This window comes from uncultured Litoreibacter sp. (assembly GCF_947487515.1).
Taxonomy (GTDB): domain Bacteria; phylum Pseudomonadota; class Alphaproteobacteria; order Rhodobacterales; family Rhodobacteraceae; genus Litoreibacter.
The window spans coordinates 324664-339003 of the sequence record NZ_CANKWO010000002.1; the positions used below are offsets into that span (position 1 = coordinate 324664).

At 58.5% G+C, this 14340-nt stretch carries 15 protein-coding genes; 4 read left to right on the forward strand and 11 right to left on the reverse strand.

The features are described from left to right. Window positions 1-29 precede the first annotated feature (29 nt). From Q0746_RS07155 to Q0746_RS07165, 3 genes are all read right to left on the reverse strand, one after another. Window positions 30-1328: a Na+/H+ antiporter NhaA gene (locus Q0746_RS07155; protein WP_298258692.1), complete on the reverse strand. Its 1299-nt coding sequence runs from the start codon at window positions 1326-1328 to the stop codon at window positions 30-32. 78 nt (window positions 1329-1406) lie between these two features. Further along, window positions 1407-2429 carry a permease gene (locus Q0746_RS07160; protein WP_298258694.1) on the reverse strand — a complete coding sequence of 341 codons (1023 nt, stop codon included), beginning with the start codon at window positions 2427-2429 and terminating at the stop codon, window positions 1407-1409. Beyond that, a complete protein-coding gene (locus tag Q0746_RS07165; protein ID WP_298258696.1) occupies window positions 2422-2754 on the reverse strand; it encodes a helix-turn-helix domain-containing protein in 333 nt (110 codons plus the stop codon). The genes Q0746_RS07160 and Q0746_RS07165 overlap by 8 nt, the downstream gene beginning before the upstream one ends. A gap of 64 nt (window positions 2755-2818) precedes the next feature. On the opposite strand from Q0746_RS07165, the gene Q0746_RS07170 reads away from it, so the two are divergent. Together Q0746_RS07170 and Q0746_RS07175 are read left to right on the forward strand one after the other, a co-directional pair. Next, window positions 2819-3415 carry a uracil-DNA glycosylase family protein gene (locus Q0746_RS07170; RefSeq protein WP_298258697.1) on the forward strand — a complete coding sequence of 199 codons (597 nt, stop codon included), beginning with the start codon at window positions 2819-2821 and terminating at the stop codon, window positions 3413-3415. Further along, on the forward strand, window positions 3412-4191 hold the full coding sequence (locus Q0746_RS07175; protein WP_298258699.1) for an SseB family protein: 780 nt from the start codon (window positions 3412-3414) through the stop codon (window positions 4189-4191). Before Q0746_RS07170 ends, Q0746_RS07175 begins: the two co-directional genes overlap by 4 nt. 1 nt (window position 4192) lies before the next feature. On the opposite strand, the gene Q0746_RS07180 is transcribed toward Q0746_RS07175, so the two are convergent. The 6 genes from Q0746_RS07180 to Q0746_RS07205 are packed head-to-tail and all read right to left on the reverse strand — an operon-like array spanning window position 4193 to window position 10794. Then, entirely contained in the window at window positions 4193-5125 is a 933-nt protein-coding gene (locus Q0746_RS07180; RefSeq protein ID WP_298258701.1) for a glyoxylate/hydroxypyruvate reductase A, read from the reverse strand. Between the two features lie 6 nt (window positions 5126-5131). Continuing rightward, the gene (gene rodA / locus Q0746_RS07185; RefSeq protein WP_298258703.1) at window positions 5132-6271 is read right to left on the reverse strand and encodes a rod shape-determining protein RodA; all 1140 of its coding nucleotides are present in this window, start codon (window positions 6269-6271) and stop codon (window positions 5132-5134) included. Then, on the reverse strand, window positions 6268-8211 hold the full coding sequence (mrdA, locus tag Q0746_RS07190; protein WP_298258705.1) for a penicillin-binding protein 2: 1944 nt from the start codon (window positions 8209-8211) through the stop codon (window positions 6268-6270). The genes rodA and mrdA overlap by 4 nt, the downstream gene beginning before the upstream one ends. Further along, a complete protein-coding gene (locus tag Q0746_RS07195; RefSeq protein ID WP_298258707.1) occupies window positions 8208-8807 on the reverse strand; it encodes a hypothetical protein in 600 nt (199 codons plus the stop codon). Before Q0746_RS07195 ends, mrdA begins: the two co-directional genes overlap by 4 nt. Further along, window positions 8800-9708, reverse strand: a complete 909-nt coding sequence (gene mreC, locus Q0746_RS07200; protein ID WP_298258709.1) for a rod shape-determining protein MreC — start codon at window positions 9706-9708, stop codon at window positions 8800-8802. Before mreC ends, Q0746_RS07195 begins: the two co-directional genes overlap by 8 nt. Window positions 9709-9753: 45 nt before the next feature. Next, window positions 9754-10794, reverse strand: a complete 1041-nt coding sequence (locus tag Q0746_RS07205) for a rod shape-determining protein (protein ID WP_298258711.1) — start codon at window positions 10792-10794, stop codon at window positions 9754-9756. A gap of 154 nt (window positions 10795-10948) precedes the next feature. On the opposite strand from Q0746_RS07205, the gene rlmJ reads away from it, so the two are divergent. Then, complete coding sequence (gene rlmJ / locus Q0746_RS07210; RefSeq protein WP_298258713.1) at window positions 10949-11719, forward strand: 23S rRNA (adenine(2030)-N(6))-methyltransferase RlmJ; 771 nt, start codon at window positions 10949-10951, stop codon at window positions 11717-11719. Window positions 11720-11785: 66 nt separating this feature from the next. Here the strand turns inward: rlmJ and Q0746_RS07215 are convergent, their stop codons facing one another. Both Q0746_RS07215 and Q0746_RS07220 read right to left on the reverse strand, forming a co-directional pair. Next, on the reverse strand, window positions 11786-13342 hold the full coding sequence (locus Q0746_RS07215; RefSeq protein ID WP_298258715.1) for a 2-isopropylmalate synthase: 1557 nt from the start codon (window positions 13340-13342) through the stop codon (window positions 11786-11788). 12 nt (window positions 13343-13354) lie between these two features. Continuing rightward, complete coding sequence (locus Q0746_RS07220; RefSeq protein ID WP_298258718.1) at window positions 13355-13708, reverse strand: cupin domain-containing protein; 354 nt, start codon at window positions 13706-13708, stop codon at window positions 13355-13357. Between the two features lie 316 nt (window positions 13709-14024). On the opposite strand from Q0746_RS07220, the gene Q0746_RS07225 reads away from it, so the two are divergent. Next, window positions 14025-14327 (forward strand): hypothetical protein, encoded by a 303-nt coding sequence (locus Q0746_RS07225; protein ID WP_298258720.1) that lies wholly within the window; start codon window positions 14025-14027, stop codon window positions 14325-14327. The last annotated feature ends 13 nt before the right edge of the window (window positions 14328-14340 follow it).

Below are 14340 nucleotides of genomic sequence, written 5' to 3' on the forward strand. Positions count from 1 at the left end.
AAAGAAACACACTGCTTTGGGTAGGGCAGCTAGCCCTCTTGCTTCTCTACGCGGCACAATATGCCCGCCAGAATTGACACGCCTGCCGCCGCAAAGGAGAACAATGCCCCCATCTTGGCCGCATCTTGAACCGGCCCTGCGTCGAAGGCCACGGTGGCCACGAACAGCGACACCGTAAAGCCGATCGCCGCCACGAAGCCTATCACTACCAGATCGATGATCCGCATGCCCTGCGGCAATCCCCATCCAAGCGGGCGCGCCGCAACCCAGCCGAATAGCAAGATACCAACCGGTTTCCCGATCAATAGCCCCGCCAGAACCAGCCAAGTCGCATCCCCGATGGCGTTGAATTCAACGCCTGCATTCAGCAACCCGAAGAAGAACAAAATGATCTCTACAGGGTGCTTCAGCGCATGCTCAATCTGGTTGAGAAGGTCGGTCAGATATTGCTCGGCTTCCGAGAAGATACCGAAGGCGCGATCCGCATGCGGAATGGTCGGCACGATAGGCAACAAGCCCAAAGCAGGGTGCAGACCGCTTTCCGCAAAGCCGTACCAGCTCAGGCAGGCCGCGATCAGATAGGGGACGAAATGCAGTTTTCTGCGCACGAAAGTGGACACAGGGCGCGCTTGGTTTCCGCGGTCCAGTTTGCGCGGCAGCCAGTTTGCCAGCAAATACACACCAATAGCGGCACCAGCCGACAGAAGCAGCCATTCCGGAGCCAATTCGCCCGACGGGTAGAAAATCGCCAGAATGATCAAGCCGGCCGCGTCATCAGCAATCGCCAACAGCAACAAGAAACGCACCGCAGGGTGCCCTGCACCGAAGACCATCCGGCCCACGAGGTAGCTGAATGCAATGTCAGTCGCGGTGGGGATCGCCCAGCCATTTGCCACAGCATTATACGTCTCGGAGCCCATGAACCACGCCAGAACTAGGTAGACACCGATGGGGCCAAACATACCGCCAGCCGTTGCGAACAAGGGCGTTGCAGCCTTCTTGCCGCGCAGGGAGCCGTTCTTGAGAATCACTGCTTCCCACACCTCTTTCGCCGCAATCGCGAAGAACAGGGCCATCAGGACGTCATTTACAAGGTAATGTAGGCTCAGCACTTTGGTGACGTCGCCGACTTCGTATTTGTCATAGCCCTCGCCGTAGGTCTTGGCCCAGTAGGAATAGTCCAAGCCAACCCAGTCGTTGAACCACAACGGGTATTCTACAAAATGATGGTAGGCATGGGGATCAGTGTTCGCCCAAACCAGCGCAATCAGCGCGCCAATGATCAGCAACAGCGAGTAGTTGGTGACAAAATTCCAGACGCGATACATGCCGCTCCCCCGTTTGATTGTTTTGTTAGGAGTTAACTTAATCCGAGCGAGGGGGCAATCAAGTCAATGAGGTTGATTTCACGCAATCATATTCCAAGCCAATCCGGCGGCGACACTGCCAATGAAGGCAAAGCCAAGATAGGCCGCAAAAACCCTTGGCTTGACCAAAGCCCAAACCGCGATGGCCGCAGGAATACAGCTGACACCACCCGCCAGCATAAACGACATTGCGGCCCCGTTGCTCATCCCTTGCGTTAGCAGAGCATCCACCAAAGGCACCGCAGCATACCCGTTCAGATAAGCCGGCGCGCCCACAAGTGCCCCCAGCAAAATCGGCCCGATGCCAGTTCCCCCAAGAACCGAGGACACCATGCTCGCAGGTACATATTGCAGCATTATGTTTTCCAGCAAATAGGCCAGAAACAGCCATTTCGCGAGGAAAGCGAGGTTTTCCAGCGCCGACGTTCTAAACACCTGCACCCGCGCCGCATCTTGCCAGAAACGCCAGTTCGGCTTGCCTTTGAACGGAGAGCCACAACCGCATCCACCCTGCGCCACCTCTCGCAACGGGTCCGCAAAAAGCGCTGTAGTCGACAAGATCATCGTGGCGAACCCGCCAAACAACCCCAAACCAATTGCCGAAAGTGTTTTTGCCACCGCAAAGTCAAATCCCAGTGTTCCGGACGTGATCAGGAACATCGCCGGATCCATCAAGGGGGACGCGAGCCAGAATGCCATCACGGCCGAAAGCGGCACCCCCGCAGCCAAAAGCGCGGCAATAAAGGGGATGACCTCACACGAGCAAAACGGGGCTAGCCCTCCTAGGGCAGCCGCCAGAAAAATCATGCGCGTCTCGCGGCCCTTGAAGGCTTCGGCAACGACCGCCTCCGCCCCCGTGGCCTTTAAGTAGCCAATCGCCAAAACCGCGCAAATGATGAAGATTGCTGTATGCCCCATGGCCCCAAATGTGCCGGTCAGGATTGGCAGGCTCTGCGGCGGATCAAGCACAAACACCAGCGCAAGGATGAATGCGCTCACGATCCAGACTTTCGGGAGACGCCCCCAAAGTGCTGGTCGCGGGGTTTGGGTAAGATCAGCCATGTTGATGCCCCTCGAGGTCAGCGCAGCATTCGGCCAACAAAAAGTCGTTCAGCCGCTTGAAGGTCGCATAATCCGCCACGGCGCAGATGGTGGAACGCCCCTGTTTGGTCTGTTTGATCAGCCCCGCCTGTGCCAAAATTTTCAGGTGGTGGGTCAGGTTGGCGCCGCTCAAGTCGGTGGCGGCCCCTAAGGCTCCGATGTTCATTCCCTTGTCCCCTGCCCGCGTTAGCCTACGCAGCAGGGACAAGCGCTGTTCGGACCCAAGGGCCGCGTAAGCGCTGGCCGCTTGAACAAGAGATAGATTCGGGTCATCAAATGTTTTCATATTTCTAGTTTTATAGAATAATAAAACATTCACAATCTTTTTCTACACCTCTATGGTCACGGGCATGCCAATTGCCGCCCTCAAAAAAGACCTAGCCCGCTGCGACATCTGCAAAGATCGTTTCAAGGCGACGCATAGCAATCATGCGCCCCGCCCCGTGGTTTGGTTCGAAAAATCCGCACGTCTGCTTGTTGCCGGACAGGCACCAGGGGCGCGGGTTCACGAAAGCGGCAAACCCTTCACGGACCCGTCGGGCGACCGTTTGCGCGATTGGATGGGCGTGACCGAAAGCGAATTCTATGACGTCACCCGCATTGCAATCCTGCCAATGGCGTTCTGCTTTCCGGGGTATAACGACAAAGGGTCCGACCTTCCGCCGCCGCCTCAATGTGCCAAAACATGGCGGGCGCCGATCCTCGCACAACTCCCCAACATCCGCCTCACGTTGCTCATCGGCAGCTACGCGCAAAAGTACCACTTGGGCAAAACCGCGACCACTGTGACCAACACAGTGGCCAATTGGCGCGACCATGGGCCTGACATTATCCCCTTGCCGCATCCCTCGTGGCGCAATACCGCTTGGATCAAACGAAACCCGTGGTTCGAGGCGGACCTTCTGCCCGCCCTCAAATCCCGCGTGAAAGAGGCGCTTGCCCTATGACGACACCGCTTGACCAAGCCCATGCTGTGATGGACGCAGCCCCCGAAGACGATGCCGCCCGCCTGCGTTTCTATGAGCGCATGGGCGATTCAGAGCTGTTCTTGCTGCTAGAAGCCGAACCAGATGGCGACCAAATCGCCCCGCATGTCTTCGAGGTTGAAGGTGCTTCCTACATTCTGGCGTTTGACCGCGAGGAGCGGCTATCCGAATTCGCCGAAGGCTCCGCACCTTATGTGGGGCTATCGGGTCGTGCGCTGGCACAGATGATTGCAGGGAAGAACCATGGGCTAGGCGTGAACCTCGGGGTTGCGCCTTCGTCGATCCTGCTCCCGCCTTCGGCTGTGGATTGGCTGCATGAAACCCTATCCCACGCGCCCGCCGAGACTTCCGACACACCGACCGAGATCACCCCGCCCAAAGGCCTGCCCGACAGCCTTGTCACGGCCATCGACACAAAGCTGACGACCGCAGCCGGACTTGCCCAATGCGCCTATCTAGCAGGGGTGACCTACGCCAGCGGACAGCGATCGCACATCTTGGCCTTTGTTGGCGCAGACCCCGCCGCCAAGGATGCATTGGCCCGCGCGGCGAATGAAGCATTGGTGTTTTCCGGCATCGAGGCCGGCGCGTTGGATGTGGCGTTCTTTGATGCAAGCCACCCGATTGTGGGCGCATTGGACAGCCAAGCTTTGCGGTTTGACCTTCCGCAACCTATTCAGCCCGCAGAGCGCCCCGCGCCTGGTAGCGACCCCGAAAAGCCGCCAAAGCTGATCTAGGCTAATATCCCGCAGCGCGATCCACGACGTGCAAGAACGGTTTGCCCGCCTCCCCCCGCACGACATTTCGCGCAATGACTTGCGACGCTGTGGTGGCTTTGGTTTCGGCCGCTATATGTGGGGTGACGGTCACCAATGGATGCGCCCAAAACGGGTGCGTTGCGGGCAGCGGCTCGATGCGGAACACATCCAAGGTGGCATGCGCCAACTGCCCACTGTCCAATGCCGCAATCAACGCCTCGTCATCGATCAACGGGCCGCGTCCGGGGTTCAACACATATCCGCCGCGGGCCATCAACGCCATGCGCTCCGCATCTAGGACATTTTCTGTTTCAGGGGTGTCAGGCAACAAAAGCGCCACGATATCCGCGCCTTCTATCGCCGCATCCAGTCCAGAGCCCCCGTGATGGCAGGTCACCCCATCAACCTGTTTGGCCCTGCGCGCCCAGCCGTGTACGTCAAAATTCAACGCGGCCAAGGCTTGCCCGCAGGCGGCGCCCAAAGCTCCCATACCCAAGATGCAAACTTTGCGGTCCCGTGCCAAAGGAGCAGCAAACCCCAGTCGCCAATTGCCGTCTTGCTGCGTCAAAAACTGGTCAATCCCGAGATGGTAGCGCAGCGTATGGCCGGTCACCCATTCCACCATGCTTTCGGTTAGCCCGTGGTCTACCATCCGGCACAACGGGGCCGTGATCGTCGAGTTGCCCACCATGGTTTCAACGCCAGCCCAAAGGCTCAGAACGGCCTTGAGTTTGGTATAGGGGGTGAAGTCCGTCACCGGCCCGTTGGGCGCGTAAACGATGTAGTCCACCTCGACGGGGTCATGCTCGGTACTCAGGGTCACGTCGATTCCGCTGTCACGAAATGCCGACCGCAAAGGCAATTCATACTCGGCCCAACGTTCCGCCTCAGCTGCGAATAATACGTTTACCACTCTAAGCTACCTCGGCCTGTGAACATGGGCACTTTGCATCAGTCCGAACGCCAAAAGCAAAACAATCATCGCAGAGCCGCCATAGCTTACCATTGGCAAGGGGACCCCAACCACAGGGGCCAGCCCCATGACCATCGACATATTCACAGCGAAGAACAAAAAGAAGGTCAAGCCGATGCCCATGGTCAGCAGTGACGCGAAGCGGTTCTTGTTGCTCAGGGCCGAAATGACGCAAAAAACCAGCACCAGCACGTAGAGGCTCAGCAAGGAGATGCCGCCGATAAATCCGAATTCCTCGGCCAAGGTGGTGAAGATAAAGTCGGTGTGTTTCTCGGGCAGGAAGTTCAGGCGGCTTTGGGTGCCTTGCATATACCCGCGTCCGGTCCAGCCCCCCGACCCCAAGGCGATTTTGGACTGGGTGATGTGATACCCCGCGCCCAAAGGATCAGAGGCAGGGTCAATAAAAGTATCAATACGGCGGTATTGGTAATCCTTAAGCAGCTGCCACGTCGTGCCACGGCTCTCGAACACGGCGCTCACAAGCCCCGCAGCGCCGCCAATGACGGCGGCAAAATAGGCCCAGTGAACCCCCGCCAAAAACATGATGCCTCCGCCACCAAAGGCCAGCAGCAGCGATGTGCCAAGATCCGGTTGGCGCAGGGTCAGATACATTGGCAAGGCGATGATCACTACGGGGATTATCACCCAAATCGGGCGCGAAATCTTCTTTATGTCGACCCAATCATAATAGGCCGCCAAGAACATGATCAGGGTGATTTTGGTCAACTCGGAGGGTTGCAACCGCATGAACCCAAGGTCGATCCAACGCTGGGCCCCCATGCCCGTCGCCCCGAAGAACTCCACCGCAAGCAGCAACAGCACAGACAGGCCATAGGCCACCCCCGCGATGTTGCGCAGAAACCAGACGGGTACCATCGCCACGCAGATCATCAAAAACATGCCAACGGCGAACCGCTTCATCTGTGGTTCGGCCCAAGGCGACATGGAGCCGCCCGCAACCGAATACAGCATCAAAAAGCCAACACTGGCGATGGCGGACAAAAGTACGATCACCGGCCAGTTCAGATGCAAGACCTTCGAGAACCCGCTGGGCACCGACTTTACGTTATAGGCCAGATAGCTCATGCCTGTGTCTCCGGCGGGCGCGGGTCATCAGGGTCCCAGATGTTCAGCTTGCCGAGTGAGGACCGGATACGCCCGCGTTGCGAACTTGGGTAGGCCGACAAAGGCGGCATTCCGTCAACCTGCGCCGCCAGCATTATGTCGCGGGCGATCGGGGCGGCGGCGGTCGAGCCGCCTCCTCCGTGCTCCACAACCACTGCGACTGCATATTTTGGCGCATCCGCCGGAGCATAGCCCACATAAAGCGCATGATCGCGGCGTTCCCACGGCAAATCCGAGTTCCGAAAGACGCCCCGCGCACGTTCTGCCTTGGTGATGTTGCGCACTTGGCTGGTGCCGGTTTTGCCCGCCATGCGCAAGGATTTGTCGACGATACGTGTCGCAGCCCCCGTGCCGCCTCCCTCGTTGGCCACGGCGAACATGCCTCCGCGCACCTGACGCAGCATCTCTTCGTCCAGTCCCAACGGCTCGCCACCTTCCAGAGGGGTTTCCACCCCATCTACCGATTTCACCAGCCGCGGCGTCACAGAGCGCCCCGTGGCAATCCGCGCCGTCATCACCGCCAGTTGCAGCGGAGAGGCAAGCACGAACCCCTGCCCGATTGATGCGTTCAGGCTGTCCCCAATGACCCAGTCCTTGTCGCGGTTTTCCTTTTTCCACGCCTTTGTCGGCATCAGGCCGCCAGCCACCGCCGACATGGGCACATCATGGCGCATTCCCAAGCCTAGTCTGCGTGCCATTGCCGAGATATTCTCGATGCCCACGCGCTGCGCCAGCTCGTAGTAGTAAACGTCACATGATTGCTTAAGCGAGTCGCGCAGATTCATCCGCCCATGCCCACCTCGCTTCCAGCAGTGGAACCGGCGGCTGGCAAGTTCGGTGTATCCACCGCAACGAATCTTCTCATCAGGGGCGATCACCCCCGCCTCAAGCCCCGCCAGTGCGGTCACCATCTTGAATGTTGACCCCGGAGGGTAAGTTCCCTGCACCGCTTTGTTGGCCAGAGGGCGGTACTTGTTGCCGGTCAATTCGCCGTAATCCTTGACCGAAATTCCGCGCACAAACAGGTTCGGGTCAAACGCCGGCGCAGAACCGATGGACACCAGATCACCGGTTTCAACATCGATGACCACTGCCGCCGCACTTTCGCCCGCCAGCCGCGCCTGCACAAAGTTTTGCAGGCGCGTGTCGATCGTCAGCTGAACATTCGCACCCTTCTGGCTTTCGTCACGCCCCAATTCGCGCATCACTCGGCCGATGGCATTGACCTCGACACGCTTGGTGCCAGCCTTGCCACGCAACGCCCGCTCCAGCTTGTTTTCCGAGCCGGTTTTCCCAATTTGGAACTTCGGAATTTGCAGCAAGGGGTCTTTGTCATCAATGCGGCTCAGGTCATAGTCGCTGACAGGGCCCACGTAACCTACGATATGGGCGTAATCGGCGCCGCGGGGGTATGTGCGGCTAAGCCCGACCTCAGGGGTGATCCCTGGCAAGGCGGGCGCGTTTACCGCGACTTGGCTCAGGTCTTCCCACGACAGCCGATCCGCAATGGTCACCGGCACAAGGCGCGACCGCTTCCGAAGCTCTTCTCGGGCGTGGTCCATGTCTTCGCGAGTCATCGGGATAAGCCGCGCAATTGCTTGGAGAACCGCTTCCGGGTCGTCGACCTCATCGCGCACCAAAGTGACGCGGTAGTTTTGCTCATTGCCCGCCAGCATCAAACCATTTCGGTCAAATATCTGCCCGCGCGCAGGGGGCAACAGGCGGATGTTGATCCGGTTTTCTTCGGCCAGCAGTCGGAATTGGTCGGCTTGGTTCACCTGCAAATGACGCATGCGCAAGGCCAGAATGCCGGTCATCACCGACATGCCGCCCCCCAAGATCAAACCCCGACGACTAAGGATCGACGCACTTTCCTCGACGTCTTTGGCAGAGCGCTTCATCCGATAACCCCGTCGCTGTCCAACTCGCGGGCGCTGGCCCGTCTGACGCGCAATATAAAGTGGACGAGCGCAATCACAAAGGGGTAGGCAACCGCGGTCGTCAAAATGTGAAGAACGCTCACCCCGACGCTGGGGTGCGGCACCGCGAACACAAGGTAAAACACGCTGTTGGCAAGAACGGTCGCAGCAAAGGTGCCGATGACCATGGCCACCTCAAGCGGGACGGAAATCTCGGCTCCGGTGTTGCTTTGCCGTCGCAAGAATTCATACGCCAGCAATGACACCGCAGCCCAAAGTCCCAAGGGGCGCAAGAACAGTACATCCGCCAAAAGATGGACCAACACAATCAACACAACAGGGGCCCATCGCGGCCGTCGAAACAAGAAGGCCGCTGTCAGGCAAAACAGCAGATCAGGGCCGGGAAGGTTGAAGTAACTGCCCCCCTCGCGGGTCAGCTCGCCGGTTTCGGGGTCCAGAAGCTGAACTGCCGCCGGTGCCGTGTTCAGGGGCAATAGCTGGCCGAATATGACGATCGCGCTGACCACCAAAAATAACACTCGGAACTGGAAACGCCGCCATGTGATCGGGTCAACCATCGGTGCTCTCCGCGGCACCGTCTTGATCGTTTGCTGGGGGCTCATCTGCTGAAATCAAACCACCCGTGGTGCCAATTACCGCCGAATGCGGTGTCCGCAGAACGCGCAGGAACTCCAGCCGGCCATAGTCTGCCGCCAGCTTGACGCGCAGACGCCGGTCTGACCCCAAGGCGATCTGCCCGATCAAAATATCTGCGGGAAACACCTTGCCGTCCCCCGAGGTGACCACACGGTCCCCTGGGCGCACATCCTCGATGTTTTCAACAATATCGACCGGTGGCGCGAGGGTGTTATCCCCCACAAGCAGCGCCTTTTGACCCGAAGGCTGGATTGTCACCGGTACGCGGCTGCTGGTGTCGGTCAGCAATATCACCCGAGAGGTTTTGTTGCCCACACCGGCAATCCGGCCCACCAACCCCAAGCCGTCCATGGTGGCCCAGCCGTCTTGGATGCCGTCACGCGCGCCGACATTCAGCAGCACCGATCGCCGAAACGGAGAGCCATTGTCCGTCAAAACCACACCCGTCACAAACGTGAGCTGCGCATTCAGCCGAACTTTGTTCAGGTCCAGCAATCGCGCGTTTTCCTGCTCCAGCTGAATAGCGGCTTCACGCCATGACTTCATCTGCTGCAGCTCACGGCGCAACTCTTGATTTTGCTCATAGATTCGGGCGTAGGACTGGAAATCGTCGAACATGCGGCTCACGCGGGTGACGGGCACCAAGGCCCAGTCAAACGATGGCACAACCTTATCGACCAAATTGGATCGGAACCGCTCTACCCGTGGGTTGTCGATGCGCCACAACCCGAAAATCGCAAGCAAGACAACGACCATGATCCCGATCAGAACCCGTCTGACGGGGCGGCCGTAATCTTCTTGTCCGCGTCTATCAATCGCCATGAGGTTCGTCCAAGCTGCCGCGGGCTGCTGCTCAGCCCGATAGGGTTAACTATCGTAATCTATCACGTGGCGCAGTTGTTTTTCATACTCAAGGGCTTTTCCGGTTCCTAGAGCGACGCAATTCAGGCTCTCGTCAGCCACCGATATGGCCAAGCCGGTCTGCTCGCGTAGGGCCAGATCCAACTCGCCCAGCAAGGCGCCGCCCCCCGTTAGCATAACGCCACGGTCCACAATATCGGCCGCCAAATCGGGTGGCGTGGCCTCCAGTGCCGTCATCACCGCTTCGCAGATTTGCTGCACTGGCTCGGCCAAAGCCTCTGCCACCTGAGCTTGGTTGATCTCGGTTTCCTTCGGCACGCCATTCAGCAGGTCACGGCCGCGAATTTCCATGGATGCGCCGCGCCCGTCATCCGGCATACGCGCGGTCCCGATAGAGGTTTTGATCCGCTCCGCAGTGCTTTCCCCCACCAGAATGTTTTGATGGCGACGCAGATACGAGATCAAAGCCTCATCCATACGGTCCCCCCCAACGCGCACCGAACGGGCGTAAACGATATCGCCCAGCGACATCACGGCCACTTCGGTTGTCCCACCGCCGATATCCACAACCATCGAACCGGTTGGATCGGTGATCGGCATGCCCGCCCCAATCGCCGCCGCAATCGGCTCTGCAATCAGCCCTGCTTTGCGCGCACCGGCGCCCAACACAGATTGGCGAATGGCCCGTTTTTCAACAGGGGTGGCGCCATGAGGGACGCAGACAATGATCTTTGGCTTGGTGAAGGTGGACCGGCGGTGAACCTTCCGAATGAAATGCTTGATCATTTCCTCGGCGGTGTCAAAATCTGCAATCACCCCTTCGCGCATCGGGCGAATGGCCTCAATCGATCCTGGGGTGCGGCCCAACATCAACTTCGCGTCCTCGCCCACGGCCAGCACCTCTTTGCGCCCGCCTTTGGTGTGGTAGGCCACGACCGAAGGCTCGTTCAAAACGATACCTTTGCCCTTAACATAGACCAGCGTGTTTGCGGTCCCAAGGTCGATAGCCATGTCGGAAGAAAACAGACTCGAAAAGATGCCAGCCATATAAAAAGTGCCCTAAGCGTTCAGAAAGTCCTGCCGACTCAGTCGCCCACAGGGAAGGTATTGGACTTATAGGCGGGCCGCGCGCGCGATGAAAGGTATCCGCCACGCGATATCAGCACTATTCCGCCTCTAATTAGCAGGTTAGAAGCGCTGCATGCTGTCTTATCAACATATCTTTCACGCAGGAAACCCTGCCGATGTCCACAAGCACGCGCTTCTGTGCGCGATGCTGTCCTATATGACCCGCAAGGATAAACCGCTGAGCTATCTTGAAACCCATTCGGGGCGGGCGCTTTATGATCTGTCTTGCGATGAGGCCCTCAAAACTGGCGAGGCCGAGGCGGGCATTGCCGCGCTCACGGATCGCTTTCCCGCCAGTCATCCCTACATTAAGGCGCTCAAAACCCTGCGTGAGCGCCACGGTGAGACCGCCTACGCCGGTTCTCCGATGCTTGCGGCGCTGTGCCTGCGCCCCACCGACAAGCTGCATCTGGCCGAGCTGCACCCGCAAGAGCATCAAGCCCTGCGCGACGTCATGCGCCCCCATAACGCGAAATGCTACAAACAGGATGGCTTCGAGATGGCGCAAGCCGTCTGCCCGCCAGAACCACGGCGCGGGATCATGCTCATTGATCCCAGCTACGAAATCAAATCAGACTATGACGTCATTCCCGCGCAAATCGCAAAGCTGCACAGGAAATGGAACGTTGGCGTCATCGCCCTGTGGTACCCGATCCTGACATCAGATGCGCATGTCCAGATGGTCACGGCACTTCGGTCGCAAAACTTGCCAAACCTGTTGCACCATGAGGTGTCATTTCCGCCGGTGCGCGCAGGCCACCGGATGATCGGGTCGGGCATGTTCATCGTGAACGCTCCCTATGGGTTGGACGCCGAGGCCGACGCCCTAGCCCAGCTATTCTAGGGGCTCACGCCCGCCACGCGCTCCAGCTTGAAGCGCGCCGCAGGCGCTCATTGAGGTCAAGCCAAGTTAGCTGACATCTTTGTAGGAGACCTCGGCCACGTCGCCGCCGGATCTTTCACGGCGCATCACCAGCCGGTTCAGCGCATCAACATAGGCCTTCACAGACGCCACAACCGTGTCCACATCGGCGGATTGCCCCGTGGCGATCTTGCCGTCTTCCTCCAAGCGCACTGTCACCGTTGCCTGCGCATCCGTGCCTTCGGTCACAGCGGCCACTTGGTACACCTGCAGGCGTGCGCTATGCGCAAACAGCGACTTCACCGCATTAAACGCCGCGTCCACCGGCCCGTCACCCGAAGCCGTGACGGAGCTGGCCTGCCCGTCAATTTCCAACGTCATATCAGCAGTTTTTTCCAACCCCATGCCGCAAGACACCTTCAGCGCCGTCAGCTTGATCGTGTCAGCATCCGCGTCGCCGGTTTGCATCAGGGCAATCAGGTCGTCATCATAGACTTCCTTCTTTTGGTCCGCCAATTCCTTGAAGCGCACAAAGACGTCCTTCAGCTGGTTGTCCCCCAACTCGAATCCCAACTCGGACAGCTTGGAGCGCAGCGCGGCGCGGCCCGAATGCTTGCCCATCACCAGATTGGTTTCGCTCAGACCCACGTCCTCGGGGCGCATAATCTCGAAGGTTTCTGCGTTCTTGAGCATGCCGTCTTGGTGGATGCCGCTTTCATGGGCAAATGCGTTTTTGCCCACAATCGCCTTGTTGAACTGCACGGCAAAGCCAGACACCGACGCCACGCGGCGCGAGATGTTCATCAATTTGGTGCTGTCGATGCCGGTTTGGAACGGCATGATGTCATTGCGCACTTTCAGCGCCATCACCACCTCTTCCAACGCGGTGTTGCCTGCGCGCTCACCCAAGCCATTGATGGTACATTCGATCTGCCGCGCGCCCGCCTCCACAGCAGCCAAGGAATTCGCCGTCGCCATGCCAAGGTCGTTGTGGCAATGGGTTGCGAAAATAATCTCATCTGCGCCTGGCACACGGTCCAGCAGCATTTGGATCAATGCGGCGCTTTCGCGCGGGGCGGTGTACCCCACGGTGTCGGGGATGTTGATGGTCGTGGCCCCTGCCCGAATGGCAATCTCCACCACGCGGCACAGGTAGTCTTCCTCAGTGCGCGTCGCGTCCATTGGTGACCATTGGACATTGTCACACAGGTTGCGCGCGTGGCTTACCGTCTCGTGAATCTTTTCCGCCATCTCGTCCATGTTCAGGTTGGGAATGGCGCGGTGCAGCGGCGAAGTGCCAATGAAGGTGTGTATCCGCGGGCGTTTTGCGTGTTTAACGGCCTCCCAGCAGCGGTCGATGTCTTTGAAGTTGGCCCGCGCCAAGCCGCAAATCACCGATGTTGCCGCTTGCTCCGAGATCGCCTTAACGGCGGCGAAATCACCTTCCGAGGCAATCGGGAACCCCGCCTCGATGATATCTACGCCCATCTCGTCCAGCAGACCGGCGATTTCCAGCTTCTCGTCGTGGCTCATCGTGGCGCCGGGGGATTGCTCACCGTCGCGCAATGTGGTGTCGAAAATGAATACTTTATCTTGCTTGCTCATGATCTCGGTCTCTCAAATACGTGGTTTAGCGGCAGCGGTGCTGGCGTCGCCCGTGTTGGGCAGGCCTTGCGGCTCGATCAGCAGGACTTTGGCTTCCGTTTCGGCGCGCGGGCGGTGCACCACCCCTTTGGGGATGACACATAGCTCGCCCTGCCCCAAAACAATGCTCTCGCCACCGTCTTGGTCGAGGGTCACCTCCCCCTCCAGCACCAAAAAGAAGTCGTCGCTGTCGTCATGCTTGTGAAAGGGAAACTCGCCCTGAAATTTGACGACCATAATGTCGTTGCCATTGTAGTCAGCCACGACATGCGGGTCCCAATGGGATGAGAACAGGCTTAGCTTTTGTTCAAGATTGACCTTTTTCATGGGGTCACTCCTTATCTATTCGGTTTTTTGGGAATGTCCGGCGCTGGCACTGCTGAGCGGCACGCGCCGGTAGGGCACGCTCAGCGTAGAATAAGGAGTAGAATTTCGGCTTTGATGCTCATGAGGCGATAATACGAATCCCAACCAAAAAGGAAAGCCGCAATTTCAGCCCAATGCAGGGCGGGGCCAATTGAGGCCATTTTTTGTTAATGATTCGTACACATTCAGGCCCATAGCCCCATTTACCACGGGGTAATTCACCCGCGAAAATTCCGTAAGCGATTGAATTAAAATCGAAATAATTGATGAACCGAAGATGAACGCCAAGTTCGCATTAGGTTCAACATCCATCCGTCATAACCAAGAGCATGGAAAGAAGGCCGGTCTCGATACGCCGGTTCAACTCAGACCAACAAAGGAGAACGCCATGACCGGATCATTTGCCGAGATAGCCCGTACCCGTCGCATCGAAGCCCTCCAGGCGATGCACGCTCAACGCGCAGGTGTTGCCCCGACGACTGCGAATCTCCACGCAGTTAAAACTTCGCGCTTCCCACCGATTGATAAGGTGTTGGCGGCGCTCACAGTTCAGGACCCTCTGCGCCTTATGGCGGCCTGAACACAAAAGATGA